25 protein-coding genes are annotated in these 26,350 nt (G+C 63.6%); 1 reads left to right on the top strand and 24 read right to left on the bottom strand.

Annotated elements, in window-relative coordinates; translation table 11 throughout:
- Window positions 1-65: 65 nt before the first annotated feature.
- The 12 genes from ftsZ to QZ522_RS01635 all read right to left on the bottom strand — a co-directional run bounded on the left by ftsZ (window position 66) and on the right by QZ522_RS01635 (window position 11,711).
- Window positions 66-1,697: a cell division protein FtsZ gene (gene ftsZ, locus QZ522_RS01690; protein WP_294606793.1), complete on the bottom strand. Its 1,632-nt coding sequence runs from the start codon at window positions 1,695-1,697 to the stop codon at window positions 66-68.
- Window positions 1,698-1,872: 175 nt separating this feature from the next.
- Window positions 1,873-3,207 carry a cell division protein FtsA gene (ftsA, locus tag QZ522_RS01685; protein WP_294606791.1) on the bottom strand — a complete coding sequence of 445 codons (1,335 nt, stop codon included), beginning with the start codon at window positions 3,205-3,207 and terminating at the stop codon, window positions 1,873-1,875.
- A 4-nt stretch (window positions 3,208-3,211) separates the two neighbouring features.
- Window positions 3,212-4,081, bottom strand: a complete 870-nt coding sequence (locus tag QZ522_RS01680; protein ID WP_294606789.1) for a cell division protein FtsQ/DivIB — start codon at window positions 4,079-4,081, stop codon at window positions 3,212-3,214.
- Entirely contained in the window at window positions 4,069-4,959 is an 891-nt protein-coding gene (locus QZ522_RS01675) for a D-alanine--D-alanine ligase (RefSeq protein WP_294606787.1), read from the bottom strand. Before QZ522_RS01675 ends, QZ522_RS01680 begins: the two co-directional genes overlap by 13 nt.
- A gap of 92 nt (window positions 4,960-5,051) precedes the next feature.
- Window positions 5,052-5,978, bottom strand: coding sequence for a UDP-N-acetylmuramate dehydrogenase (murB, locus tag QZ522_RS01670; protein ID WP_294606785.1), 927 nt, complete (start codon window positions 5,976-5,978; stop codon window positions 5,052-5,054).
- A 103-nt stretch (window positions 5,979-6,081) separates the two neighbouring features.
- Entirely contained in the window at window positions 6,082-6,264 is a 183-nt protein-coding gene (locus tag QZ522_RS01665) for a hypothetical protein (protein WP_294606783.1), read from the bottom strand.
- A gap of 94 nt (window positions 6,265-6,358) precedes the next feature.
- The gene (locus QZ522_RS01660; protein WP_294606782.1) at window positions 6,359-6,604 is read right to left on the bottom strand and encodes a DUF2484 family protein; all 246 of its coding nucleotides are present in this window, start codon (window positions 6,602-6,604) and stop codon (window positions 6,359-6,361) included.
- Complete coding sequence (locus QZ522_RS01655) at window positions 6,601-6,855, bottom strand: DUF2484 family protein (RefSeq protein ID WP_294606780.1); 255 nt, start codon at window positions 6,853-6,855, stop codon at window positions 6,601-6,603. The genes QZ522_RS01660 and QZ522_RS01655 overlap by 4 nt, the downstream gene beginning before the upstream one ends.
- Window positions 6,852-8,045: an APC family permease gene (locus QZ522_RS01650; protein WP_294606778.1), complete on the bottom strand. Its 1,194-nt coding sequence runs from the start codon at window positions 8,043-8,045 to the stop codon at window positions 6,852-6,854. The genes QZ522_RS01655 and QZ522_RS01650 overlap by 4 nt, the downstream gene beginning before the upstream one ends.
- Window positions 8,046-8,050: 5 nt before the next feature.
- Window positions 8,051-9,448, bottom strand: coding sequence for a UDP-N-acetylmuramate--L-alanine ligase (gene murC / locus QZ522_RS01645; RefSeq protein WP_294606776.1), 1,398 nt, complete (start codon window positions 9,446-9,448; stop codon window positions 8,051-8,053).
- Complete coding sequence (locus QZ522_RS01640; protein ID WP_294606774.1) at window positions 9,445-10,551, bottom strand: UDP-N-acetylglucosamine--N-acetylmuramyl-(pentapeptide) pyrophosphoryl-undecaprenol N-acetylglucosamine transferase; 1,107 nt, start codon at window positions 10,549-10,551, stop codon at window positions 9,445-9,447. Before QZ522_RS01640 ends, murC begins: the two co-directional genes overlap by 4 nt.
- A complete protein-coding gene (locus tag QZ522_RS01635; protein WP_294606772.1) occupies window positions 10,548-11,711 on the bottom strand; it encodes a putative peptidoglycan glycosyltransferase FtsW in 1,164 nt (387 codons plus the stop codon). The genes QZ522_RS01640 and QZ522_RS01635 overlap by 4 nt, the downstream gene beginning before the upstream one ends.
- A 125-nt stretch (window positions 11,712-11,836) precedes the next feature.
- Here QZ522_RS01635 and QZ522_RS01630 point away from each other — a divergent pair, with 125 nt between their 5' ends.
- On the top strand, window positions 11,837-13,027 hold the full coding sequence (locus QZ522_RS01630) for an NAD(P)/FAD-dependent oxidoreductase (RefSeq protein WP_294606770.1): 1,191 nt from the start codon (window positions 11,837-11,839) through the stop codon (window positions 13,025-13,027).
- Window positions 13,028-13,080: 53 nt separating this feature from the next.
- Here QZ522_RS01630 and murD read toward each other — a convergent pair whose 3' ends face one another.
- From murD to QZ522_RS01570, 12 genes are all read right to left on the bottom strand, one after another.
- Window positions 13,081-14,478, bottom strand: coding sequence for a UDP-N-acetylmuramoyl-L-alanine--D-glutamate ligase (gene murD / locus QZ522_RS01625; RefSeq protein ID WP_294606768.1), 1,398 nt, complete (start codon window positions 14,476-14,478; stop codon window positions 13,081-13,083).
- 76 nt (window positions 14,479-14,554) lie between these two features.
- Window positions 14,555-15,637 (bottom strand): phospho-N-acetylmuramoyl-pentapeptide-transferase, encoded by a 1,083-nt coding sequence (mraY, locus tag QZ522_RS01620; protein ID WP_294606766.1) that lies wholly within the window; start codon window positions 15,635-15,637, stop codon window positions 14,555-14,557.
- The gene (gene murF / locus QZ522_RS01615) at window positions 15,637-17,070 is read right to left on the bottom strand and encodes a UDP-N-acetylmuramoyl-tripeptide--D-alanyl-D-alanine ligase (protein WP_294606764.1); all 1,434 of its coding nucleotides are present in this window, start codon (window positions 17,068-17,070) and stop codon (window positions 15,637-15,639) included. The genes mraY and murF overlap by 1 nt, the downstream gene beginning before the upstream one ends.
- Window positions 17,067-18,548 (bottom strand): UDP-N-acetylmuramoyl-L-alanyl-D-glutamate--2,6-diaminopimelate ligase, encoded by a 1,482-nt coding sequence (locus QZ522_RS01610; RefSeq protein WP_294606762.1) that lies wholly within the window; start codon window positions 18,546-18,548, stop codon window positions 17,067-17,069. Before QZ522_RS01610 ends, murF begins: the two co-directional genes overlap by 4 nt.
- 21 nt (window positions 18,549-18,569) lie before the next feature.
- Window positions 18,570-20,354 (bottom strand): penicillin-binding protein 2, encoded by a 1,785-nt coding sequence (locus QZ522_RS01605; RefSeq protein WP_294606760.1) that lies wholly within the window; start codon window positions 20,352-20,354, stop codon window positions 18,570-18,572.
- A complete protein-coding gene (locus QZ522_RS01600; protein ID WP_294606758.1) occupies window positions 20,351-20,695 on the bottom strand; it encodes a cell division protein FtsL in 345 nt (114 codons plus the stop codon). The genes QZ522_RS01605 and QZ522_RS01600 overlap by 4 nt, the downstream gene beginning before the upstream one ends.
- Complete coding sequence (rsmH, locus tag QZ522_RS01595; RefSeq protein ID WP_294606756.1) at window positions 20,695-21,687, bottom strand: 16S rRNA (cytosine(1402)-N(4))-methyltransferase RsmH; 993 nt, start codon at window positions 21,685-21,687, stop codon at window positions 20,695-20,697. Before rsmH ends, QZ522_RS01600 begins: the two co-directional genes overlap by 1 nt.
- Window positions 21,688-21,691: 4 nt before the next feature.
- Window positions 21,692-22,195, bottom strand: a complete 504-nt coding sequence (gene mraZ, locus QZ522_RS01590; protein WP_294606754.1) for a division/cell wall cluster transcriptional repressor MraZ — start codon at window positions 22,193-22,195, stop codon at window positions 21,692-21,694.
- A 735-nt stretch (window positions 22,196-22,930) separates the two neighbouring features.
- Complete coding sequence (locus tag QZ522_RS01585) at window positions 22,931-23,446, bottom strand: N-acetyltransferase (RefSeq protein WP_294606752.1); 516 nt, start codon at window positions 23,444-23,446, stop codon at window positions 22,931-22,933.
- Window positions 23,447-23,500: 54 nt separating this feature from the next.
- Window positions 23,501-24,493, bottom strand: coding sequence for an acryloyl-CoA reductase (gene acuI, locus QZ522_RS01580; protein WP_294606750.1), 993 nt, complete (start codon window positions 24,491-24,493; stop codon window positions 23,501-23,503).
- 108 nt (window positions 24,494-24,601) lie between these two features.
- Window positions 24,602-25,705: a dimethylsulfoniopropionate demethylase gene (locus tag QZ522_RS01575; protein ID WP_294606748.1), complete on the bottom strand. Its 1,104-nt coding sequence runs from the start codon at window positions 25,703-25,705 to the stop codon at window positions 24,602-24,604.
- Window positions 25,705-26,334: a DUF1326 domain-containing protein gene (locus QZ522_RS01570; RefSeq protein WP_294606746.1), complete on the bottom strand. Its 630-nt coding sequence runs from the start codon at window positions 26,332-26,334 to the stop codon at window positions 25,705-25,707. The genes QZ522_RS01575 and QZ522_RS01570 overlap by 1 nt, the downstream gene beginning before the upstream one ends.
- Between the last annotated feature and the right edge of the window lie 16 nt (window positions 26,335-26,350).

Genomic DNA, 26,350 nt, shown 5'->3' with positions numbered 1-26,350 from the left:
CCCTGTTTTAAATAGAAAAAGACCGCCCCTGGGGGCGGCCCTCACTCACCAAACCAGGTGAAGAATCAGTTGGCCTGGCGGCGTAGAAACGCCGGAATTTCAATCTGCTCGTCTTCTTCCTGCATACGCGCCGGGGCTTGCTGCGGCTGCGCCGACTGCATCGGCGGCTGATGACGCACAGGGCGCGCGGACTGTTGCGGCTGGCGCTCGGCCTCGGGCGAGCCATGCCCGGTCATCCGGTTGATCAGCGAATTGATCCCAAAGCGCGGGCGCTCTTCGGCGGCGGGCTGTTGCTGTTGCTCGACCGGCTGCGGGCGGCGTTGCTGGGGCTGGCTCGGCGCCTTGCTGACGGCGGCCTGCAGGCGCTGCATGGCCTCTTGCGAGGGGGTGCCGGGCGCGGGGGCGCGTGGGGCAACGAAGGTATCAAGCTCGTCCTCGTCGGCATAGGCTGCGGGGGCAAATTCCTCAACCTTGGGGATATAGGCGGGCGGCGGCAGATCGTCTGCGGCGCTCTCCTCTTCAAAGATATCCTCCATCTGATCCTCGGCGGCGGCGCGCTGCGCGTCCAGCTCACGGAACAGCGGCGGTTCTGCCTCGGTCGTGGTGGCGGCAACCTGTTCAGGCGCCTCTTCGGCCTGTTCAGCGACCGGCGCGGCCACTTCGGGTGCTGCGGCCTGACGCAGGGGCTGTGCCAGTGAACGGCGCGGCACCGGCATGTCGTCGTGCTTTTCGGTGGCGTCGATACCGGTGGCGACAACGCTCACGCGCATCGAGCCTTCCATCGACGGATCAAGGGTCGAGCCGACGATGATATTGGCATCGGCGTCAACCTCTTCACGGATCCGGTTGGCGGCCTCGTCAAGTTCAAACAGCGTAAGGTCGTGACCGCCGGTGATGTTGATGAGAACACCCTTGGCGCCACGCAGGCTGATTTCGTCCAGAAGCGGGTTGGCAATGGCCTTTTCGGCGGCCTGGATGGCGCGATCTTCGCCGCTGTCCTCGCCGGTGCCCATCATCGCCTTGCCCATCTCGTCCATGACGGCACGCACATCGGCGAAATCAAGGTTGATCAGGCCCGGACGCACCATCAGGTCGGTCACGCCCTTGACGCCTTGGTAAAGAACATCGTCGGCCATGCTGAAGGCTTCGGTGAACGTGGTTTTTTCATTCGCCAGGCGGAACAGGTTCTGGTTGGGGATGATGATCAGCGTATCGACCATCTTTTGCAGGGCTTCGACGCCCTCTTCGGCCTGACGCATCCGCTTGGCGCCTTCGAACTGGAACGGCTTGGTCACAACGCCCACGGTCAGAACGCCAAGCTCGCGCGCGGCCTGCGCGATGATCGGCGCGGCGCCCGTGCCGGTGCCACCGCCCATACCGGCGGTGATAAAGCACATATGCGCCCCCGCCAGGTGATCGACGATCTGTTCGATGCTTTCCTCGGCGGCAGCCGCCCCGACAGAGGCCCGCGCGCCGGCGCCCAGACCTTCAGTAACCTTCACACCCAGCTGGATGCGGCTTTCCGAATTGCTCTGGCTCAGGGCCTGTGCATCGGTATTTGCCACCACGAAATCAACCCCGTCGAGTTGCTTTTCGATCATGTTGTTGACCGCGTTGCCACCGGCCCCACCTACACCGAAAACGGTGATCCGGGGCTTAAGGTCGTCATGTCCGGGCATAGTGAGGTTCAATGTCATAGCTCTGTCCGCCTGCTGTTGCGCCCGCATTCGCGAGCCGTTTTTCCGCCTATTCAGCACCATTCTTACCGATCGTTAACCCAAAGGTCACCAAAAAAACACTATATTGCCACCAAATATGGTCACTTTTTCGACCCTTTTCGCGGTATTTCGCCGATGACGCCACATATAGCGGTCACCAGTTGTCCTTGAACCACTTGACCGCACGTTTCAAAGAGCGCGCCGGGTAGCGGTCGACGGGAATTTCAAAATCCCACCATTCGTCCTGCGGGTTGGCCGCGAACAGGCACATGCCCACGGCGCTGGCAAATCCGGCACCGGTCGCGGCCTGCGGCAGGCCATGCACCCGAAGCGGGCGGCCAAGGCGCACCTGCTGTCCCAAAATCTTGCTGGCAAGCCCGTCGAGGCCCGGTATCTGGCTGCCGCCGCCGGTAAGCACGATCTGCTGGCTTGGCAGGTGGTCAAAGCCCGCCGCATCAAGGCGCGCACGCACCTCTTCGAGGATTTCCTCGACCCGCGGACGCATGATCCCGATAAGCTCGGCCCGGCTTACGGTGCGCCGGTCGTGATCCCAATCTCCGGTGTCTCCGCCGATCTCGATCATCTCGCGGTCATCCATGCCGGTGGCCACGACGCCGCCATAAAACGTTTTGATCCGCTCGGCGGTGGCGGCAGGCACCGACAGGCCCATCGAGATGTCGCTGGTGACGTGATCGCCGCCCATGCGCACGCTGTCGGCATAGATCATGTGTTTCTTGATAAAGATCGAAACGCCGGACGAGCCGCCGCCAAGGTCGATACAGGCGGCGCCAAGCTCCTGTTCATCCTCGACGAGCGAGGCAACGCCCGACACATAGGCAGAGCTGGCCACGCCGGCCAGTTCAAGATCACAGCGCTTGACGCAATAGGCCAGGTTCTGGATCGCGGCCGCATCGACGGTCAGCATGTGAAGGTCGGCGGAAAGCACCTGCCCCATCTGCCCGCGCGGATCGATCAGACCAGAGCGGTGATCAAGCGCAAAATTGACTGGCTGGGCATGCAGAACCTCGCGGCCCTCGCCATAGTCGGGAACATCGCAGGCGCTGAGCACGCGGCTGATATCCTGCTCGCTGACAGTGTGGCCCTCAAGCTCGACCTGACCGGCAAGACCGTAGGATCGCGGCGACGCGCCCGAGAAACAGGCAATCACGTGGTCGACACGGATATTGGCCATCTTCTGGGCCGCCTGGACGGCGGTGCGAATGGCCCGCTCGGTTTCCTGCATCGCGTCGATTTCGCCAAAGCGCACCCCGCGCGAACGTGTCGTCGCGGCCCCGATCACCCGGAACCCGGCCTGCCCCGCCATCGCGCCGATGCCCTCGGACTCGTTCAGCCGCTCGGTGCCGTCGAAACGCAGCACCAGGCAGGCGATCTTGGAGGTGCCCACATCAAGCACCGCCACCACGCCGCGTTGCATGGCCGCCTTGCGCATATGGCGCATCGCACGCTGAGATTCATAGAGCTCGATCATCGGTTCAGTCCGCTCCCAAAGTCATGTTTGTTATCCGCCACCATTCTTCCATGGCGTTTTCATTGAGCCGGATGGTCGGGCGCGCGGCGATCCGCATATCGACCGCCTCCAGATCCCGTTCCAGCATGTCCTGTGCCGAGTTCAGCACCATCACCCGTTCCAGCGCGCGCACCGGACCGGTTTCAGGCAGCATGATCCGCTGGCCGCTTTCAAGCACAAGATCCCACCGCCGTTCGCCCATGCGCACAAGGCCGCGAATGTTCTGGGGCAAGGGTTGGGCCGCCTGCAAGATCTGCATCGCTTCGGCCACGTGATCGGGCGCCCCCACACCTGCGACAACCGGCAGGCTGGCGCGGTCCTGGCGCACGGTGACCGCGCCGATGACCTCGCCTTCGATGTCAATCACGTTGATGCCGTCGCGGGTCCGCCACAGGGCGACCGGCTTGCGCTCGGTTATCTCGGCAACCAGAACACCGCCCTGACGGATGCGCACGGCGGCGGCGGCCACGGCGGGCAGGTCTTCGATCATTGCCCGGATTTCATCGAGGTTGAGATCGAACGAGCTTGCCGGAAGGTCAAACGGGAAAATTTCGCGGATGTCTTCCTGCACACCAAGGCTTGCGCCCTCGACCGCAAGCAGATTGACCATGAATTCAGGCCGGGTTTCGATCTGGTGCCGCAGCGCCGTAAGCGCCAGTATGACATCCTCGCGCCGCTGCTGATCCGCGAAATAGCCGACCGTCAGCCCCGCCACCGCCAGCATCGGAAGCCCGACACGCAACAGCCGCCGATAGACCGGCGTCAGCATCAGCCGCTGAAAGCGGTAGGACCAGCGCGATGGCGCCGGATCAATGCGCGGGATCACCTGTTGCATGAAGCGTCCTCGACCATCCAGCGGCACAACTCGGGAAAGGAAATGCCCGCGACCTGCGCCTGTTCCGGGCTAAGCGATGTGGGGGTCATGCCCGGTTGCGTGTTGGTTTCAAGCAGGATCAGGCCGTCAAGCCCGCGCGCCTCGTCCCAGCGAAAATCGGTGCGACTTAGACCGCGACACCCCAGAACCTGATGCGCGCTGAGGGCGTACTCCATGCAGGCGTTGAAAATCTCTTGCGGGATATCGGCGGGCACCACGTGGCGCGAACCGCCCGGCTTGTACTTGGCGTCATAGTCGTACCAGCCATCGGTCAGGATGTCGGTCACCGTCAGCGCCCGATCCCCCATCACGGTGGTGGTCAGTTCGCGACCCGGCGCAAAGGCCTCGACCATCACCAGATCGGGCATGTCATCCGAAAGTTGTGGCGGCGCATTGGCGGCTTCATGCACAAGGTACACCCCGACCGAGGACCCCTCGTTATAGGGTTTGACCACATAGGGCGGCGCCATCACATGCGCGGCACTTACATCGGCCTTACCTGCCAGAACGCTATCGACCACCGGAAGGCCCGCCGCGCGGTAAGCCGCCTTGGTCTTGTCCTTGTCCATGGCAAGTGCCGAGGCCAGAACGCCGGAATGCGTATAGGGCATCCGCATCCATTCCAGCAGGCCCTGAACACAACCGTCTTCCCCCCAGCGGCCATGCAGGGCGTTGAACACCACATCCGGCGCAACATCTTCCAAACGTGTGAAAAGATCGTGGCCGGCGTCAACCTCTACCACGTCATAGCCTGCTTCCCTCAATGCGGCGGCGCATTCACGTCCTGACGAGAGGGACACCTCGCGCTCTGCCGAGGGGCCGCCCATTATCACCGCCACTTTCGGGGTTGTCCTGCTCGAACGAACCACCTTGTGCCTCAATGTCCCGGGCCTGTTTGCGACCCATGTTATTTGTTATCTGCCTGAATGGCTTACGCCGGGGTCGTTTCGCCGACCCTCATGATTTCCCAGTGTAACTCTATTCCACTGTTTTGGAAAACCCTTTTTCGCACCTCTTCGCCCAATCCTTCAAGATCGGCAGCGGTGGCGCCACCCGCATTGATCAGGAAATTCGGGTGTTTCTCGCTCATCTGCGCTCCGCCACGGCGCGCGCCGCGCAGACCGGCCTCGTCGATCACCTTCCAGGCCTTCAGATCATGCACGTCATCGGCGCGTCCGGTCGAGCTGAACCCCGCCGGATTGCGAAAGGTGCTTCCGGCGCTGCGCTCTTTTGTGGGCTGGGTCTCGTCGCGCTTGGCAAGCTGCGCGGCCATCCGCGCATGAAGCTCTTCGGGTACGCCCTTGGGGGCCTCAAAAGTGGCGTGGGTTATCACCCACCCTACGGGTAAATCGCTCTGACGGTATTGAAAGTTGAGGTCTTGTGGCGTGAGGGTGACCCGCTTGCCCTCGCGCGTCACCGCCTCGGCGCTGACGAAATGATCCGCCGTATAGTGGCCATAACAGCCCGCGTTCATCCGCACGGCACCGCCAATCGCGCCGGGGATGGTGCGCAGGAAGGTAAGGTCAAGCCCCGCATCCGCCGCCCGGCGCGCCACATGCGCATCAAGCGCCGCCGCGCCCGCGGTAACGCGGGTGCCCTCGATCTCGATCCCGTTAAAGCCGCGCCCAAGCCGGATCACCACCGCCCGCAACCCGCCATCGCGCACGATCAGGTTGCTGCCCACCCCGATCGGGAAAACCGCGATGTCGCTGTTGAGTGCTCCGAGAAACTGCGCCAGATCCTCGGTATCGGCGGGCTGAAACAGCCAATCCGCAGGCCCGCCCACGCGCAGCCATGTCAGATCGGACAACGGACGGTTCGGGGTCAGCTTGCCCCGCGTTTGCGGCAATTCAGTCATGGATTGGCTTTTGCCCCGGCTTGGCCTTGAGGTAAAGCCCCATCTCCGCCCCCGTCGTCGCCCCAGGGCGCGCGACCCGGCGGGATCACCATGGCTGTGCCGCTCAGCCCCTCAACCGTTCTTTCAGCGTTGTCGCAAGCCAGCCGAGAGAGACACCGATCACCGATCCGAGCAGAACACCCAGCGAGGAGAAGGCCACAACCGCCATGATTAGCGTTGCATCGGGAAACCGAAGCACCTCGACAAGCAGGAAGGTCGCCGCAAGGCAGGCCGCCGCTCCGCCCATAAGTATTGCGGCGATACTTCTTGCGGTATCCCAGGCGCCAACCCGACAGCACCGCAATGAGGGCCGCCAAAAGAAAGAGGGCGTTCAACACGGCCTATTTTACCGCGCGCCTGATCCAGCGGGCCAGATAGATGATCGGCCAGCGCAGGATGCTCATCCCCGCCGCCAGCACCAACAGCCCGACCCAAGGCCCGTTCTGCCAGGTGACATACCCCAAAATCGGCACCCCGATCGCAATCAGGAAATAGGCGCGCCGCCAGAGGTTGTCGCGGCTTGGCAGCATCGCCAGGATATTGGCCAGGAAAGCCCAGAGACAGGCAAGCAACAGGGACAGGGTCATTTCGGAACCTCCGGATTCTGGCCACGCAGCCGGGCAATGGCAAAGCGGAGCGGGCGGCGGAACATCGAGACAAGCGCAAACACGCCGCCAAGGGCAACAAGCCAGCCGTGCTGATATCCGGCAAAGCCGATCACCAGCGGCGCAAGGATCAAAAGGGTCAGGCCGGGCACATATTGCCACCGCATCGGCAACAGCGCGACGATGGTGGCGGCCAGCACCCACAGGCTTGCGATCAGAAGCGACAGGCTCATGTCATGCGCCCCGCGACAGAGGCCGCAAAGCAGCCGAGGCTCAGGATAATGCCCGCCCATGGCACCCAGGCACCGACCGAAAAGCCGACATCGGGCTGGCGTCGCTTCAGGCCGATCAGGGCGGCATTGACGATGGCAAAGACGATCAAAAGCGCCAGCGTCGTCACCTCGGCCAGCACCGCCACCGGCAGGGTAAGCGCCGAGGCGATCACCACCGCGCCGATCAGGACCGAGGCCAGCACCGGCGTACCAAAGCGCGGATGGGCGTGATAAAAAAGCGCAAACTGCGGCGAGCGTCGGCCAAGACCAAAGAGCACCCGGCTGGCCATTACGATCTGCGCCAGCACGCCGTTGAGCGCCGCCGCCACGGCAATCGCCGAGAGAAACACCGGGCTTGTGCCTGTCCCGGCCTCCCAGACAAGCGCCAGCGGGCGTTCCGAGGCACCAAGCACCTCGCGCGGGACCGAGCGCACCGCCGCCAGCGATACCATGGCATAAAGGATCGCGGTGATCCCGAGCGCGTAAAGAATTGCGCGCGGCATGTTGCGCGCGGGCGCGCGCACCTCTTCGGCCATGTTGACCATGTCGTCAAAGCCGATAAAGGCAAACACCGCAAAAAGCGTTGCCGCCGCCACGCCGTTCCATTCAGGTGTCGGCAAGGGCAGGACCCAGTCCGCCACAGGCTCGGCCGCAACTCCGGCGCCGATGACAAGGACAAGTCCGACCACTTCGATCACGGTCAGGATCGCGGCAAGGGCAAGGCTTTCGAGAACGCCGATAATCGCCACCCCGGTGAGCGCGATGCCAAGGCCGATCACCGCCACCGCAAAAGGGATGTCGATGATCGAGGTGAGATAGCCCACCCCACCGCGCAGAACCGCCGCGGCGGCGACGGTGCCCGCGACGACGTTGATCATGCCAACACCAACAGCAAGCCAATGCGCCTGCAATCCGATCTCGACATAAGAGCTGTCACCGGCGGCCTCGGGGATGCGGGCGGACAATTCGGAAAACGACAGCGCCGTCGGCACCGCGACCAGGGCGGCCAGCAGGAAGGCTACCGGCGCCCACATGCCCGCCTCGCCAGCGGCGGCCCCGGTCAGGACATAGATACCAGCGCCCACCATGATGCCGATCCCGTAGGCGGTCAAAAGACCAGGGCCGATCCGGCGCTTTAGGGCTTCTGGCATCGAGGTTATCCCTTCAAACGCCCCGGCAGGTTATTGGCCCATGTGCTGATCGTGCCGGCCCCGAGACAGACCACCATATCGCCGGGCCGGGCCTCGGCGCGCACCAGCCGCTCAAGGTCGTCTTCATCCTTGACCGCATGGGCGTGGCGATGGCCATGGCGGATTAGACCGGCCACAAGATCATCGCGGCTTGCGCCCTCGATCGGCTCTTCGCCGGCCGCATACACTTCGGCAATGCCCACGACATCGGCCTCGTTGAAGCAGGCGCAGAAATCCTCAAACAGGGAATGCAGGCGGGAATAGCGGTGCGGCTGATGCACGGCGATGATGCGCCCTTCGGTGGCCTGGCGCGCTGCCCTGAGCACGGCCGTGATCTCGGTCGGGTGATGACCGTAATCGTCGATGATGGTCACGCCGTTGACCTCCCCCACGCGGGTGAAGCGGCGATTGACACCGCCGAACGCGGCCAGGGCCTTGCGGATTTCATCGCCCTTCATGCCCAGGTGACGCGCCACGGCAACCGCGCTCAGCGCGTTGCTGACGTTGTGATCGCCCGGCATCGGCAGCGAGCAGCCTTCAATCTTTTTGCCCTCGCCCTGAAGCAGGATATCGAAATGTGCGACACCGGCCTTGTAGGTAAGATTGACCGCGCGCACATCGGCCTGGGCGTTAAAGCCATAGGTCACCACCCGCCGGTCGGTGATCTTGCCGACAAGTACCTGAACATCCGGGTCATCGGTGCAACAGACCGCCAGCCCGTAGAACGGGATATTGCTGACGAAATCGAGAAAGCCCTTGTGAAGCGCCTCTTCGGTGCCCCAATGCTCCATATGCTCGGGGTCGATATTGGTGACGATGGCGATGGTCGCCGGAAGGCGGTTGAAGGTGCCGTCACTTTCATCGGCCTCGACCACCATCCATTCGCCCTCGCCCATGCGTGCATTGCTGCCATAGGCGTGGATGATACCGCCATTGATCACCGTCGGGTCGATGCCGCCCGCCACCAGCAATTCCGCCACCAGCGTCGTGGTGGTGGTCTTGCCATGGGTCCCGGCCACGGCGATGTTGGATTTCAGGCGCATCAGCTCGGCCAGCATCTCGGCGCGGCGCACAACCGGAAGACCGCGCAGGCGGGCCTGATCCAACTCGGGATTACCGGGCTTGATCGCGGAAGAAATAACCACGACCTCTGCCGCCGCAAGGTTTTCGGCGCGCTGACCTTCAAAGATGGTCGCGCCCCGTTCGGCAAGCCGGTCGGTGATCTTCGAACGCTTGAGGTCGCTGCCCTGCACCGTATAGCCGTGGTTCAGCAAGACCTCTGCTATACCCGACATGCCGATGCCGCCGATCCCGACAAAATGGATCGGGCCGACATCGCCCGGAAGCTTGGTTGCTGCATTCATTCGGCGACACCTTTATTCGCAAGTTCCTCGACCATATCCGCAAGATGCCGGGGCGCATCGGGCTGTGCGCAGCCAAGTGCCGCCTGCGACATCATCATGGCGCCCTGCGGATTGCTCAGCACCGCGGCTATCTGCTCTGAAAGCGTGGAAACCTCAAGCCGCTTTTCGGGGATCAGGATTGCCGCCCCCGCCTCGGTCAGGCCACGCGCGTTGGCCTGCTGATGATCGCCCGTCGCCGCCGCATAGGGGATCAGGATCGAGGGGCGGCCAATCACGCTAATGTCGGCGACGCTGCTTGCACCGGCGCGGCTGATGACAAGCTGGGCCTCGGACATGCGGCGCGGGACATCGCGAAAGAACGGCTGAACATCAGCATCAATCCCCTGATCGGCGTAATACTGCGCCACCCGGTCGCCGTCTTCGTCGCGGGCCTGATGGCTGACGCGGACATTGCGCAGCATGTCACTGGGCAGTTCGGCAATCGCGGGGGGCACCACATCCGACAGGATGCGCGCGCCCTGGCTTCCGCCGATCACAAGAATGGACATCGGGTAATCGCCCGGCGCGATATACCCCGCCCCGGCCCGCTCAAGCACCGCGGCGCGCACCGGGTTGCCCACGTAAACACCCTCGACGCCCTCGGGAAGATCGGTGGGCCAGGTGCCACAGGCCACCCGGTCGACACGCTTTGCAAATATCCTGTTGACCCGACCCAACACGCCGTTCTGTTCGTGCACCATGCGCGGGCGGCGCAGGATCCATGCCGCCGCCAGTGCCGGGATACTTGGATAACCGCCAAAGCCGACCACGACCGCGGGCCTGTCGCCCATCATGCGGATGCCTGCACCGATGATGCCGCCCAGAATATGCAGAGGCGCCAACAGCTTGTTGATCACTCCGCCACGGGCAAAGGTGGCGCTTGCCACCTGCTCGATCTCGACCGAATGCGGGAAGCCGCCGGTATAGCGCGCACCGCGCGCATCGGTCGACAGCTTGACCCGCCAGCCCCGGCGCAGCATCACCTCGGCAAGCGCCTGAGCGGGAAACATATGCCCGCCCGTACCGCCCGCCGCGATCACCAGAAGCGGCTTGCGCCCGCTCATCTGCGCCCCCTGAGGATATCACCGATCTGCCCCTGCGGGCGGGTCCGGGTGAAGGCCAGAAGCATGCCCACCGCAATCCCGCCAGCCACCACCGACGAGCCGCCATAGCTTACGAATGGCAGGGTCATGCCCTTGGCCGGCAACAGCCGCACCGCGACGCCCATGTTGATCATCGCCTGCGCGCCGAACATCGCCACAAGGCCGGTGCCCGCAAGACGGATGAACGGATCACGCTCGCGCATCAGCCGCAGGAACGAGCGCACCGCGATGCCCGCGTAAAGCGCGATGATGCAAAGCACGAGGACAAGCCCGTATTCCTCGGCCGCAACCGCGATGATGAAATCGGTATGCGCATCGGGCAGCGACCATTTCACCTGTCCCTCACCGACGCCCACACCGAAAAACCCGCCCTCGCGGATCGCGTTGGTGGCAAAGCCAAGCTGCGTCGTCGGGTCGATATCGGGCGACAGGAACCCGTCAATGCGGCGCGCGAAATGCTCCGAGTTGGAATAGGCCAGCGATCCGAACAAGACCACGCCCCCCGCCATGACCAGCAACAGAATGATCGGCGCCCCGGCAACGAAATACATCACCCCCCAGCCAAACAGCACCAGCGCCGCCTGCCCGAAATCGGGCTGCATCGCCAGGAATCCGAGGATCACCATCGCCAGCAGGAACGACCAGCCAAGCCCCGGCGGCCCGTTGATCTGCTGGCTTGCGGCCATCATCCAGGCGGCCACCACCACGAAGGCAGGCTTGAGAAACTCCGAGGGCTGCACGCTCGCAAAGCCAAGACTGTACCAGCGCACGGCCCCCTTGCCGAAATCGGTGCTAAAGACCGGCAACAGCAAGAGCGCGGCAAAGGCGGCGAGAAACCCAAGCACCGCAAGGCGACGGACAAGTTCCGGTCGCATCATTGAGGTCAGCACCATCGCCACAAGCGCCAGGCCACCGAAAACCGCCTGCCGCTGGACATAATGAAAGGCATCAAAGCCGTTCTTCTCGGCCAAAGGAGGCGAGGCCGCCAGCCCAAGAAGAATGCCGATAGCGAAGAGGATCAGCACGCAGGAAAACGACCACTTGTCGATCGTGCGCCACCATTTCGGAATCACGGGCTCTGCGTCCCGCAGGGGCACTGCCCCATAGACCATCTCTGTCATAAGCCTGCCGCCTCTGATATCTTGCGCCCCTTTGCGGGGTCTGACGCCAAGTCTAGCGCTGTTTTCGCATTATTGCCAGTCTAAACCCCTTGCCAATAGGCGGCATTTCGCGTCTTTGCGCGAGCATGACAAAGGTGGTCGAAACCCTGATCCTTGGCGCCGGTGCGGCCGGCATGATGTGCGCGGCCCATGCGGGCGGCGACACTCTGGTGATTGATCACGCCCGCGCGCCCGGCGAAAAGATCCGCATTTCCGGTGGCGGACGCTGCAATTTCACCAACCTTCACGCCGCGCCGGAAAACTTCCTGTCGCAGAATCCGCATTTCTGCAAATCCGCGCTCAGCCGCTATACCCAATGGGATTTCATCGACCTGATCGCGCGCCACGGGATCGCCTGGCACGAAAAAACGCTGGGACAGCTGTTTTGCGACGACAAGGCCACCCAGATCGTGGCGATGCTGCGCGATGAGATGACCCGCGCCGGGGCGCGCCTGGCGCTCGCCACCTCGCTGGTGGACCTGTCCCATGACGGTGCTCGCTTTCATGCCACGCTGGAGTGCGAGGGCACCCGCCGACCGATCACCGCACGCAATCTCGTGGTGGCCACGGGCGGAAAATCCATCCCCAAAATGGGCGCCACCGGCCTCGCCTATGACATTGCCCGCCAGTTTGGCCATGCCCTGACCGAGACCCGTCCCGCGCTGGTGCCGCTGACCTTTTCCGACGCACCATTTGCCCCGCTCTCGGGCGTCGCCCTGCCCGCCCGTGTCGGTCACGGCGCAACCCATTTTGACGAGGCGGTGCTGTTCACCCATCGCGGCCTCTCCGGTCCCGCCATCCTGCAAATCTCGTCCTATTGGCACGAGGGCGAGGCGATCACGCTTGACCTCGATCCGACCAACAGCCTGTTTGACTCCCTGCGCAGGCAACGCCAGACCCAAGGCCGCCGCAATCTCACCACCGAACTCGCGCGCCACCTGCCCGCCAAGCTGGTCGATCACCTGACACCGCACCTGGGTCTCTCGGGCAACCTGGCCGATCAATCCGATGCCCGTCTGGGCGAGATCGTGACGGCGTTGCGCCACTGGTCCCTCAAACCCACCGGATCAGAGGGCTACCGCACCGCCGAAGTCACCCTTGGCGGTATCGACACCGGCGGGCTGTCGTCGAAAACCATGATGTCAAACCACCTGCCGGGGCTTTACTTCATCGGCGAGGCGGTCGATGTCACCGGCTGGCTTGGCGGTTACAACTTCCAATGGGCCTGGTCCTCGGGCTGGGCCGCTGGCACCGCCATCACCCAATCGCGCGCCTGACCTTCTTCTTGGCAAAAATACTCATTTCGCCCGGATCAGGGTATGCTGACCACTCAAAGCCGTCGCCGGACCTCGGCCATGAAATCCTCGCCGCGCTGCTCGAAATTGTCATATTGATCAAAACTCGCGGCAGCCGGGGCCAAAAGCACCACATCGCCGGGTTCGGCCTCTGCCATCGCGCTTTGAACCGCCTGCGCCATGTCGGTGCAGATCTCGGCCTCGACCCCCTCAAGCTGAAGTGCGAAATGCGCCGCCTCGCGCCCGATCACATAGGCCTTGCGCACATGCGCGAGGCCGGGGGCAAGCGCGGCAAGGCCGCCCTCTTTCTCGAGCCCGCCACAGATCCAGCGAATACTCGCGAAGGCCTGCAAGGCCTTGAGCGCGCTGTCAACATTGGTTGCCTTGCTGTCATTGACGAAGATCACGCCATCCTTTTCGGCAATTCTCTGACTGCGGTGCGGCAGGCCCGCGAATGTGGCAAAGCCCTGCTCAATGACCCGCGGCGCAAGCCCGAGCGTGCGACAGGCGGCATAGGCGGCACAGGCGTTCTGATGGTTATGCGCCCCCGGCAGGCCGGGCACATTGCGCAAATCAATCGACCCCACCTGCCTGCCCTTGCGATATTCGCTCAGAAACCCCTTGCGCGCGCCCACGGTCCAGCCGGGACCGGAAAGCCTGCGCTCGACCGATACCCGGATCACCCGGTCGTCGGCTGGCCCCTCGCTGAGCTGCCCGGCAAGATACCGGCCCTCGGCCTCGTCCACCCCGATGATGGCCCTGTCCGGCCCGCCCTCGGCAAAGAGCCGTCGCTTGGCGGCGAAATACCCACCAAGCCCGCCGTGGCGCTCAAGATGATCGGCCGAGAAATTGGTGAACACCGCCACATCCGGTGTCAGCGCCCGCGCGAGGTCGGTCTGATAGCTCGACAGTTCAAGAACCACGATTCCGCCGTCCCCCGGCGGATCAAGATCAAGCACCCCGCGCCCAATATTCCCGGCAAGCTGCGCCGGTTTGCCCGCCTCAAGCAACAGATGATGGATCAGCGCCGAGGTCGTGGACTTGCCATTGCTCCCGGTCACCGCAATCACCCGCGGCGCAACGTCGAAACTGCTCCATTCCGGCAGGGCCAGCGAGCGGAAAAACAGCCCGATATCGTTGTCGACGGGCACGCCCGCCTCCTGGGCGATGGCAACCACCTTGTTGGGGGCAGGGTAAAGGTGCGGAATTCCGGGGCTGACGATCAGGCAGGCGATATCCTCAAAGGCACGCGGATGCGAAAGCTCGGTGATCTCGAAGCCTTCGGTCCCGGCTTTGTCGCGCGCCTCGGGGTTGTCATCCCAACAGACCGGCACCGCGCCGCCCGCACGCAGCGCCCGCGCCGCCGACAGGCCCGATCGCCCAAGCCCAAGCACGCCAACCCGCGCGCCCTCGAATCCTCTGACTGGTATCATGCCGCCCGCCCCTCATTCAGACCGGTCCAATCGCTAGCGCAGATACCCGCGCTTGACCAGAGCCCTCGCAGGCGCCTCAGCGCAGCTTCAGGGTCGCCAGGCCGACCATTGCCAGGATAAGCGCGATGATCCAGAAGCGGATCACGATCTGCGGTTCGGCCCAGCCCTTCTTTTCGTAATGATGGTGAATCGGCGCCATCAGGAACACCCGCTTGCCGGTGCGCTTGAAATAAAGCACCTGGATGATCACGCTCAGTGCTTCGACCACGAAAAGGCCCCCGACGATGCCAAGCACAAGCTCGTGCTTGGTGGCGACCGCGATCGCCCCTAATGCGCCGCCAAGCGCGAGCGATCCGGTATCCCCCATGAACACCGCCGCAGGTGGCGCATTGTACCACAGGAACCCGAGGCCCCCACCGACAAGCCCGGCCACGAAAACAAGGATTTCCCCGGTGCCCGGAACGTAATGCAGGCCAAGGTAATCGGTGAAATCGACCCGGCCCACGGCATAGGCGATGATGCCAAGCGCGCTTGAGGCGATCATCACCGGCATGATCGCCAGCCCGTCAAGCCCGTCGGTCAGGTTGACCGCATTGGCCGCCCCCACGATCACGAACATCGCGAAGGGAATAAAGAAGATGCCCATGTTAAGCAGCACATCCTTGAATACCGGCAGGGCGAGCTGAAACTGAAGCTCTCCGGGATGATGATAGCTTGCCCAATAGGCGGCCACACCGGCGATCAGAAAGCCAAGCCCAAGGCGGACCTTGCCCGACACGCCCGACACGTTCTGCTTGCTGACCTTGGCATAATCATCCGCAAAACCGATCAGGCCAAAGGCAAGCGTCACGAAGAGCACCAGCCAGACATAGGGATTATCAAGTCGCGCCCAGAACAGTGTCGAAGTCACAAGCGCGCCCACGATCAGCAGGCCGCCCATGGTCGGCGTGCCCGACTTGGCGAAATGGCTTTCCGGTCCGTCGCTGCGAATGGGCTGCCCCTTGCCCTGACGGCGGCGCAACACGTTGATCAACGGCGGACCAAAGATGAACCCAAAGATCAGGGCCGTCATGAAGGCCCCGCCCGCGCGGAAGGTAATATACCGGAAAAGGTTGAAGAAATCTCCGCCATCCGACCAGATGGTCAACCAATATAGCATTACCTGTTTCCTTTTTCCGCACCACGGCCCGCGCGTCGCAACGCATCGACCACAAGGCTGACCCGGCTCCCCTTGGAGCCCTTGATCAACACGACATCGCCCGCGTCTATCACGCGATGGGCCTGATCTGCCAGTTCTTGTGCCGTCTCGCGCCATTTCCCGCGCCGGGTCTCGGGCAGGGCCTCCCAGAGGGCGCGCATGCGCGGCCCGACGCAATGTATTTCGTCGATCAGGGCGATCTCGGGCAACTCCGCAAGACCCGCATGAAGCGCGATCTCGTCGGGGCCAAGTTCAAGCATATCCCCCAGAATGGCGATCCGGCGCCCCTTGGACACCCGCCCCACCCCGTCGCGCGGGGTGGCGGCCGCCAGCACCTCAAGAGCTGCGGCCATCGAGGTTGGATTGGCGTTGAACGCATCGTCGATCATGTCAAGCGTCAGATCCTCATCTGCCGGATCAAGCGCCAGCGTCTCGCGGGTGCCGCGCCCGGCGGGCGGGCTCCAGCGGCCAAGGTCAAGCGGGGCCATGTCGCCATCGCCACCAAGCGCCGCCACCGCAAGCAGGACGCCAAGCCCGTTCATCGCGAAATGCCGCCCCGCGCTGTTGATCTTGAACAGGGTCGTAACGCCGTTGACCTCGGCCTGAACCACGGTGCGGTCATCCGTGAGGGTCGCCTGCCCCAAACGGGCTGCATCTCCCGCCTTGCCAAAGGTCACGATCTCTGCGCCACGCGCCTGCGCCGCCGATATCAGGATCGGCGTGGTCGCAAGGTCGGCATTGATCACCGCAACCCCGCCCGGTTCCAGACCCTCGAAGATCGCGGCCTTTTCGTGGGCGATCCCCTCGATACTCTCAAACGCCTCAAGATGGGCGGCGGCGACGGTGGTGATCATCGCCACATGCGGGCGCGCCAAGCGCGCCAGCGGCGCAATTTCGCCGGGGTGGTTCATGCCGATCTCGATGACCGCGAATTCGGTCTCGACCGGCATGCGCGCCAAAGTAAGTGGCACGCCCCAGTGGTTGTTGTAGCTGGCCTCGGCGGCATGGGTTCGGCCCTGTGCCGAAAGGACATCGCGCAGCATTTCCTTGGTCGAGGTCTTACCGACAGAACCGGTAACCGCCACGACCCGCGCGCCCGTGCGGGCGCGTGCCGCGCGGCCAAGCGCCTCAAGCCCCGCCAGAACGTCATCGACAATCAAAAGCGGCGCATCCGCCGCAACCCCCTCGGGCACATGGCTGACCAAGGCGGCGACGGCACCGCTGGCAAGCGCCTGCGCGACAAAGTCATGACCATCGCGCGCGGCCTTGAGAGCGACGAACAGATCGCCCGCCTGCAAGGTGCGTGTATCAATCGAGACGCCGTTTGCCTGCCAGTCACCGATGGCGCGCCCGCCGGTGGCGGCGGCGGCCCCGGCGCTGGTCCAGAGCGTCACGCGAGGCCCCCGTCAAGTGCCGTGACGACAACGCTGGCCTGCTCGACATCATCGAAGGGCAGCACATCATCGCCCACGGTCTGGCCGGTCTCGTGTCCCTTGCCGCAAATCAACAACGCATCGCCGGGCCCAAGGGCATCTACCCCGCGCAGGATCGCCAGCGCGCGATCGCCCACCTCCAGCGCGCCGGGACAGCCCTGCATAACCGCCGCGCGGATTGCGGCAGGGTCTTCCGAGCGCGGGTTGTCATCGGTCACGATCACGTCGTCGGCAGTGTCAGCCGCCGCCTTGCCCATCAGCGGGCGCTTGGCGCTGTCGCGGTCGCCGCCGGCCCCGACTATGGCAATCAGCCGCCCCATCACATGCGGGCGCAGCGCCTTGATCGCGGTCGCCACCGCATCGGGGGTATGGGCGAAATCGACAAACACCGCCGCACCATTTTCGCGCGTCGCCGCAAGCTGCATCCGGCCCCGCACGGTTTTCATGCCCGGCAGGGTCTCGAACACCCGCTCGGCATCGGCGCCCGCACCAATCGCAAGCCCCGCCGCCAAAAGAACGTTTTCCGCCTGAAACCCGCCGATCAGGTCAAGCCGGAGTTGGTGCACATGCCCTTCCCAGTCAAAGCGAAGCACCTGACCGGTGGCATCAAAGCGCTGTGCCAGAAGCCGAAGATCGGCGCCATCGCGGCGCCCCACGGTGATGATATCCTGACCACGGTCGGCGGCGATCTCGGCCATGTCAATGCCGCGCAGATCGTCGACATTGATCACCGCCACGCCCTCTTCAGGCAGAACGCGGGCGAAGAGACCGGCCTTGGCGGCGAAATACTCGTCAAAGCTGGCGTGATAATCCAGGTGATCCTGAGTGAAGTTGGTGAACCCCGCCGCCGCAAGGCGCACCCCGTCAAGGCGGCGCTGCGCAAGACCGTGGCTTGAGGCCTCCATCGCGGCATGGGTCACGCCCGCCGCCTCGCAGTCCGCCAAAAGCCGGTGCAGGGTGATCGGTTCCGGCGTCGTGTGGGTCATCGGCGCGCTATAGGCGCCCTCGACGCCGGTGGTGCCAAGGTTGACCGCCTCAAAGCCAAGCCCCTGCCAGATCTGGCGGGTAAAGGTGGCGACGGATGTCTTGCCGTTGGTGCCGGTCACCGCGATCATGGTTTCGGGCTGCGCACCGAACCAGAGGGCGGCGGCATAGGCCAATGTCTGGCGCGGGTCCTGGGCAACGATCAGGGCCGCGTCGCTTACGGCAAGCTCATCCTGCGCGATGCGCGCGCCCTGCGAATCCGTCAGGATCGCCCCGGCCCCCATCCGCAGGGCATATTTGATAAACTCCGCACCATGCACCCGCGTGCCCGGCAGGGCCGCGAAAAGCGTGCCGGTCCGCACCGTGCGGCTATCGACACTCAACCCGGTAATCTGTGCCTGCCGCCCGCCCTGCGCGGTCAGGCCAAGCTCTGCCAATGATCGTATATGCCCCACCGCGCGCTGCCCTGTTCTGGCCTAATTGGATGTCTGCCTTATAGCAGCCAATTCACTGGGTTCAATCTCGGGACGCAGCCCCATGAGCGGCGCCACGCGACGGATGATCTCGGCGGCAATCGGCACCGCAGTCCAACCGGCGGTGCGGCGCGGTTCGTCGCCCGAGGTCTCGACCGGTTCATCAAGGCTTACGACCAGCACATATTTCGGATCATGCGCCGGGAAAATGCTGGCGAAGGTCGCGATCACCTTGTCCTTGTGATAGCCGCCGCCGTTTTCCTTGGGCTTGTCGGCGGTGCCGGTCTTGCCGCCGACCGCATAGCCGGCAACCTCGCCAAGGGAGGCGGTACCATCGGTCACCACCTCGCGCAGCATCTTGCGGATCGCGGCGGCGGTTTGGGTCGAAACCACGCGCGGCCCCGGTGCAGCGTCCTTGGTGCGCAGCAAGGTCGGCGTCACCCGGCGTCCGCCATTGGCAATCGTGGCATAGGCCGCGGCCAGATGCATCGGCGTCGTCGAAAGGCCATGACCATAGGAGATCGTCATGGTCGAGAGTTCCGACCAGTTTTTCGGCAGCAGCGGCTGACTGCGCGCGGCCTCGGAAATCTCAAGCGGCGACGGCTCCATAAAGCCAAGCTGCTCAAGAAACGCCCGCTGACGGGTCGCGCCGATTTCCATCGCTATACGCGCCGTGCCCACGTTCGAGGATTTGACGATCACCTTGCTTACACTCAATTCCGGGCCGTAATTGTGGAAATCACGGATCTTGAAGCGGCCCCAGGTCATCGGGCTCTTGGTGTCGATCATCGTGTCCGGCGAGACCAGTCCAAGCTCCATCGCCTGAGCCACGGCGAAAGTCTTGAAGGTGCTGCCAAGCTCGTACACGCCCTGCACGGCGCGGTTGAACAGCGGGCTGTCGCTCGGGCGTCCCGAAACCGGGGGCGCGGGGCGGTCATTGGGGTCAAAATCGGGAAGCGAGGCGACGGCGACCACCTCGCCAGTGTGCACATCCATCAGGATGCCGGCGGCGCCCTTGGCGTTCATGATTTTCATGCCGCCATAAAGCACCCGCTCCATCGCGGCCTGGACCGACAGATCAAGCGAAAGTGTCAGCGGCTCGTGCGCGCGTGCCGGGTCGCGCAGGCGTTCGTCGTAAAACCGCTCGATCCCGGCAACGCCGATCACCTCGGCGGCATGAACGCCTTCGCGGCCGAACCCGGCGCCGCCAAGCACATGCGCCGCCAGACGACCGTTGGGGTAAAGCCGCATTTCGCGCGGCCCGAACAACAGGCCGGGCTCGCCGATGTCATGCACCGCCTGCTTTTGCTCGGGGCTCAGCTTGCGCTTGATCCAGAGGAACTTGCGCTTGCCGGTGAAATCCCTGAGCAGGTCGTCTTGCTTGAGATCGGGGAAAATCTCTGCCAGCTTTTCGGCGGCATGTTCAGGGTCGATCATCTGCTGGGGCTGGGCATAAAGGCTGTGGGTGTCGAAATTGGTCGCAAGAATGCGCCCCTCGCGATCGACGATATCGGCGCGCTGTGCCTGAATTTGCGCACCGGCCACGCTTGTGCGCGGTTCGGCCGGTTCAGAGCCCGCCAACACCGCCATCCGTCCGCCAACGACACCGAAAGCACAGAAAAACATCACCGCCAGCACCAAAAGCCGCCCCTCGGCACGGCGCCGCGCGCGGTCGCGCATTTCCTCGTGGCGCAGGCGGATGTTCTCGCGTTCGATGGCATCAGGGTTTTCGCCGCGATTGCGGGCCTCAAGAATGCGGGCCAGTGGGCGCAGGGGGGTGCGGATCATGGCTGTTGCTCCGAGTTCGAGACATCCACGGGATCGGTGATCGGCAAAAGCGGCGGCGCGGGATAGGCGACCTGATCAATCTTGCCGAACTGATAGGGTTGAAGCGGCAAAAGGCCAAGCTTGTCGTAATTGATCTCGACCAGGTCCATCAGGCGCACGGGCCGGTTCAGATAGGCCCATTCCGCGTTGAGCACACGCAGACGCTGGCGCGCCTCGCCAATCTCGTATTGCAGGGTCTGGGTTCGGCTTTGCGCCTCTTGCGTGCGGTAATTCTCGCGGTAGGCCCAAAAGGCCAGCCCGATCACGACAAGAGCGGTCAGGGCACAGAAAAAGCTACGCATCAGTGTCCCCCTTTCAGGGTCGGCATGCCAATGGCCTTGCGGTCGGTCTGTCCCGCCGGGGCCTCGGTGCGGATCGCCACCCGCAGCTTGGCACTGCGCGAGCGCGGGTTTTCCGCAAGTTCCTGCGGATCGGGGCCAATCGCCTTGCGGGTCTTGAGGATGAACTGCGGCTCGGAACGCGCAACTTCGGGGGCGTGACGGCTTCCGCCACCGCCGCCGCCAGAGCGGTCCTGCATGAAGCGCTTGACCATGCGGTCCTCGATCGAGTGAAAGGTCACCACCGCCAGTTGCCCGCCGGGGGCAAGCGCGCGTTCAGCGGCCTCGAGACCGGCAAGCAATTCGCCGTATTCATCATTCACCGCAATCCGGATCGCCTGAAAGCTGCGGGTCGCAGGATGGGCCTGATTTGGCTTTGAGCGGGGCAATGACTTTTCAATGATCCCCGCAAGTTGCAGCGTCGTTTCAATCGGCGCCTGCTCGCGGGCGCGCAGGATGTTGCGGGCAATGCGGCGGCTGGCGCGCTCTTCACCGTAGAGATACAGGATATCGGCCAGGTCGCCCTCATCGGCGGTATTGACCAGATCGGCGGCGGTGGGACCGTCCTGACTCATCCGCATGTCAAGCGGCCCGTCGCGCATGAAGGAAAAGCCGCGCTCGGATTGATCAAGCTGCATCGAGGAGACGCCAAGATCAAGCACGACGCCGCTCAGGTTTTCACCATATTCGTCGAGTCTGGAAAAATTGCCCTGCACCAGACGCAGACGCTCGCCATACCCTGCGCCCCAGACCTCTGCCATTTCAAGGGCGAGCGGGTCACGGTCAACGCCAATCACCTGATCCGCACCCGCCTCAAGCAAGCCACGGGCATAGCCCCCGGCGCCAAGCGTACCGTCAAGCCAGACCCCGGAAACCGGCGCCACCGCCGCCAGAAGAGGACGCAACAGAACCGGAATATGCGGGGCAGGATCATTCGGGGGGGCCGCAGGTGCCATGACTTTACGCCCCTTTCGCACGATCCAACAGGATAAGCGGGTCGAAATCCTCGGGCAACTCATCCAGCCAGCTCTCGGTTTTCAACAGCTCTTCCTGCTCATAGGTTTCAGGCTTCCAGATCTGAAAAGTGTCGCCCGCGGCAATAAAGAACGCCTCGTTCTCAAGCCCGATCTTCTTGCGAAGCTTGGCCGGCAGCACAAGGCGTCCGGTCTCGTCCACACTGGTGGGAAAGCTTTGCCCGTGAAACAGGCGCTGCAACATCTTGCGCTCGATCGAGCCGCGCGGCATCGCATCAATCTGGTCATCGACCTCTTCGATGGCCTCGATGGTGTAGCACTCAAGAAAGCTGCGGCGGTGATCGCCGTAGACGATGACAAGCTCGGGGTTCAAACCTTCGGTCCAGTTCGGATCAGAGGCCTCGATCACGCGGCGAAACGGGGCCGGGATAGACACCCTGCCCTTTGCATCAACCTTGTGGTGGCCTTCACCTCTGAATCTGCGACCCACTGTACCGTTGGCCCCTATGTTAGCCCCGTTGAAATATTCGGCCCCTCAGACACGAAACGGCGGGTTGATCTGCTGCCACTGATCAACCCGCCGCCCTCGTCCCGCTGAGCGGGGTGTCCAGCTGCGCGCGCCACCTGGGGGGATGTCTGCTCGCTCGCGCGCCGGATCTCTGTGTCGATGAAAGCGGGGTGCCTGTATGAAACCTGACTTGGGAGTGTGTTTCGGGGTCTTGAGCGCCCCTATTTGATCCCGTCCTCATCGTGTAATCATTGGTACATTGGGAATTCATGGGACGCAACGTTTTTCTAACCAAAGAGACACCAGACCTTGTTGTCGAAGCCCTTTAAAAACAAGATGATGTGGTGACATTCTGGATTGAAGGCACCCTATATAGTGCCAAAATACCTCATGAGCACAATATAAGCGTCATACCACCCACTCGAAATTCTTTCCCTTAATTTCCCACAAAATCCGAACAGGAACATCAAAATGGGTCAAACCTCGACCCGCAATGCCGCCTGACCCTCGGATTTACTGCCAAAAAATCAAGAAACAAAGGCGGTCACGCCAAGGTGATTCGTTTTACCCCGGCCAAACCGCGTACCCGGTACCATCATTTCCCATATCACGCGCCCTTCCCGCCCGACATCGGGCCGGCGGCACCGCGATCCGGCGCGTTGCTCTTTTGTCATAGGGGAATTGGGGCTCAGCGGCGGTCGCGCGGATCTCGGAGGATCACCCTGCCCCGTCGCCCAGCCACTTGTACATTACCAGCGCATCGACCAGCCCCTGATCGGGATGTGCAAAGGCACGCGGCAGGCGGCCCACGGTTTCAAATCCAAGGCTTTGCCAAAGGCCGATCGCGCCAAGGTTGGTCGCCACCACGAAATTGAACTGCATCGCCAGATAGCCCATGGCACGGGCCTGCTCCTGCGAGGCAAGGCACATCGCGCGTGCGATCCCGCGCCCCCGTGCGGCAGGCGCCACCATATAGCCACAGTTGCACACATGCGCGCCGCCGCCCGGCTGATTGGTCTTGATGTAATAGGTGCCAAGAATCTCGCCGTCGCTCTCGGCCACATAGGTGGCACGCGGCGCACGCATCCACAGATCGAGCACCGCCTCGCGCGTCAGGCCGGGGTCGATGGTATAGGTATCGCCCGCCCGGATCACGCCGCGCAGAATCGGCCAGAGCGCGTCGAAATCTTCGTCGCGCGCCAACCTGATGGTGATTTCTGTCTGATCCAGCATCAAAAGGCCTCCTTGCCCGCCATGGCTAACGGCGGGCAAGCAGCTTGACAAGCCTCAGGCGTTTACGTCAACGACAACCCGTCCCTTGACCTGCCCCTTGAGGATCGCATCGCCAAGGGTCGGCAGGTCGCCAAGGGTCGCCGGCTGAACCATTGCCTCAAGCTTGTCCATCGGCAGATCCTTTGCAATCCGCTCCCAGGCACGCAGACGGTTGGCATAGGGCTGCATCACGGAATCGATGCCCAAAAGGTTCACACCACGCAGCAGGAACGGCACCACCGAAGCAGGCAGGCCCGCACCGCCCGCCAGGCCGACCGCGGCAACCGAGGCGCCGTATTTCATCTGCCCCAGAACCCGCGCCAGCATGGCACCGCCCACGGCATCGACACAGCCGGTCCAGGTCTCTGCCTCAAGCGGGCGCTTGACGGTCTCGTTGATCTCTTCACGCGCGACGATCTGCGTTGCGCCCAGCCCGCGCAGATACTCTTCGGTCTCAGGGCGCCCGGTGACGGCCGCCACCTCATGCCCAAGATGCGCCAGGATCGCCGTCGCCACAGAGCCGACACCCCCTGCGGCGCCGGTCACAAGAACCGGCCCATGCCCGGGCGTCAGCCCGTGATCCTCAAGCGCCATTACCGCCAGCATCGCGGTAAACCCCGCCGTGCCGACCGCCATTGCCTGACGGGTGCTAAGCCCCTCGGGCAGCGGCACCAGCCAATCGGCCCTGACCCGCGCCTTTTGCGAATAGCCGCCCCAATGGGCCTCGCCCACACGCCAGCCGGTCAGAACAACCTTGTCGCCGGGCTTGTAGCGGTCGTCGGCACTCTCCTCGACGGTGCCGGCAAAATCGATGCCCGGAACATGCGGATACTTGCGCACCAGGCCGCCGCCCGGCCCGATGCAAAGCCCGTCCTTGTAATTCACCGTGGAATAATCGACCGCCACGGTCACCTCGGCGTGTGGCAGATCATCAAGCCCGATCTGCGTGACTGCGGCGCTCGTCTTGCCGCTTTCTTCGTCCTTGTTGACAACCAATGCGTTGAACATGTCGCTTTTCCCTTTCCGGCAGAGCCCGCGCCCTGCTTCTTCTTGCTACAAGTATCCCGGGGTGTCTGAGGGGCAGCGCCCCTCAGTCCTGCAGGAGTCTCAGGGCGCTCAGGCCCAGAATGTGTCGCGCACCCGCGCCCTGCGCGGCCCGTCGGGCGCCTCGACCGTCACTTCGGTCCCCGGATCCCAATGGGTCATGCGGATCATGCCAATCGCCGCGTTGGTGGCGAAATCCGGCGACCAGGCCGCAGAGCTGACACGCCCGACCCGTTTGCCATTCGCCGTCACCCCCCACCACCGATCGCATCCGGGCACCTTGGGGCCGTCGATTTCCAGCGCGCGGATTTGCTGCACCGGGCCTTCCTTGGCCACCCGAAGCAAGGCATCCCGCCCGACGCATCCGATCGCGGTATGGGTGTTGCAGAACTTGCCCAGCCCGCATTCATGCGGCGTGTTGTCATCGGTCATGTCATTGCCATAGCTCAGCAACCCGCCCTCGATCCGCTCGATCAGGTTTGGGCACCCTGCATGCACGTCAAGATCCCTGCCCGCCTCCATCAGCGCATGCCAGAGCGGCATGCCGATATCGCTGCCCTCGACATAAATCTCGAACCCGCCCTGCTTGGAATAGCCCGAGCGCGCAATGACCATGTCGCGGCCCTGAAACTCAAAGATGCCATAACGGAAAAACCGGATATCGCGCACGCCATCGCCAAACACCCGCGCCATGAGGTCATCCGCCCTGGGCCCCTGAATGGCCAGCGGGCTTACATCCGGCTCATCCACCAGAACATCAAGCCGCCAGCCATGCGCCGTCGCCTTGACCCAGTAAAGCAGGTCACTGTCGGCAATCGAGATCCACCAGCGATCCTCGGCCAGCTTGACCGCCACCGGATCGTTGAGCATGCCGCCGGTTTCATCGACGATGGGCACGTAATAGCACTGCCCCGGCGTCATACCCCGAAGATCGCGCGGGGTCAGCATCTGCATCAGCCTCGCCGCATCCGGGCCGCGCAGTTCGATCTGACGCTCGCAGGCCACATCCCAGATCTGCACCGCCTCCTTGAGGTGACGGTAATCCTCTTCCACGCTGCGAAACACCGTCGGAAGCAGCATGTGATTATAGACCGTATAGGCCTTGACGCCCGCCGCCTCCACGCCGTCGGAAAACGGCGTGCGGCGCAACCGGCGCGAGGGAGAGATCAGCGCCATCAGCGGGGGCCTTTCCAATCAATCTGACAGATTTCGGCGCTGCGGCCATCAAAATCCCAGACCCGGCCAAAGGCGCGCACGCGGCCCTTGGTGGCGGTGGCAACGGTGATATCCGGCCCCATCCAGTACTCTGTGTTGGTCACGACGATATCATCGCCCTTGTGGCCCTCGACCGGGACCACCTCGCCCTGGATCTTCTTGCCGACCATCAGGCGGCGGGCCTTGCCCTCGGTCTCAAAGACCACCGGCGCACGCTCGGCGCCAAGGAATTCGCTGACCAGCGCGCTGAACAGCCCCGTGGTGCCACGCGCCTTGCCGCTGAAGATATTGATCAGCGCCTCATAGGTCGCATCATCGGCGCGCTCGTCGATATAGGCGGCGACCTTCCAGTTGCCGCGCCCCATCAGGCCGGGGATTTCCAGCATCAACCCGACATTGAGCCCGCTCAGGTCGAGATCGCCATACTGGCCCTCGTCGATCCGCACACCGGCCCAGGCCTGGCAATAGCCCTCGGTGGGCGGGTGTTTGCCAAGGCTCACGACGCAGGGGCAAAAGACCGTGCAGTTACAGTTGAGGATCAACTCCCCCTTGATGGTCCAGGGCACCGTGCCCAATTCGTCCAACGCCATTTTACGGCCTCCTCCA

This window comes from uncultured Roseovarius sp. (genome assembly GCF_913054395.1).
GTDB lineage: Bacteria > Pseudomonadota > Alphaproteobacteria > Rhodobacterales > Rhodobacteraceae > Roseovarius.
This window is presented reverse-complemented; position numbering and strand designations above follow the sequence as displayed.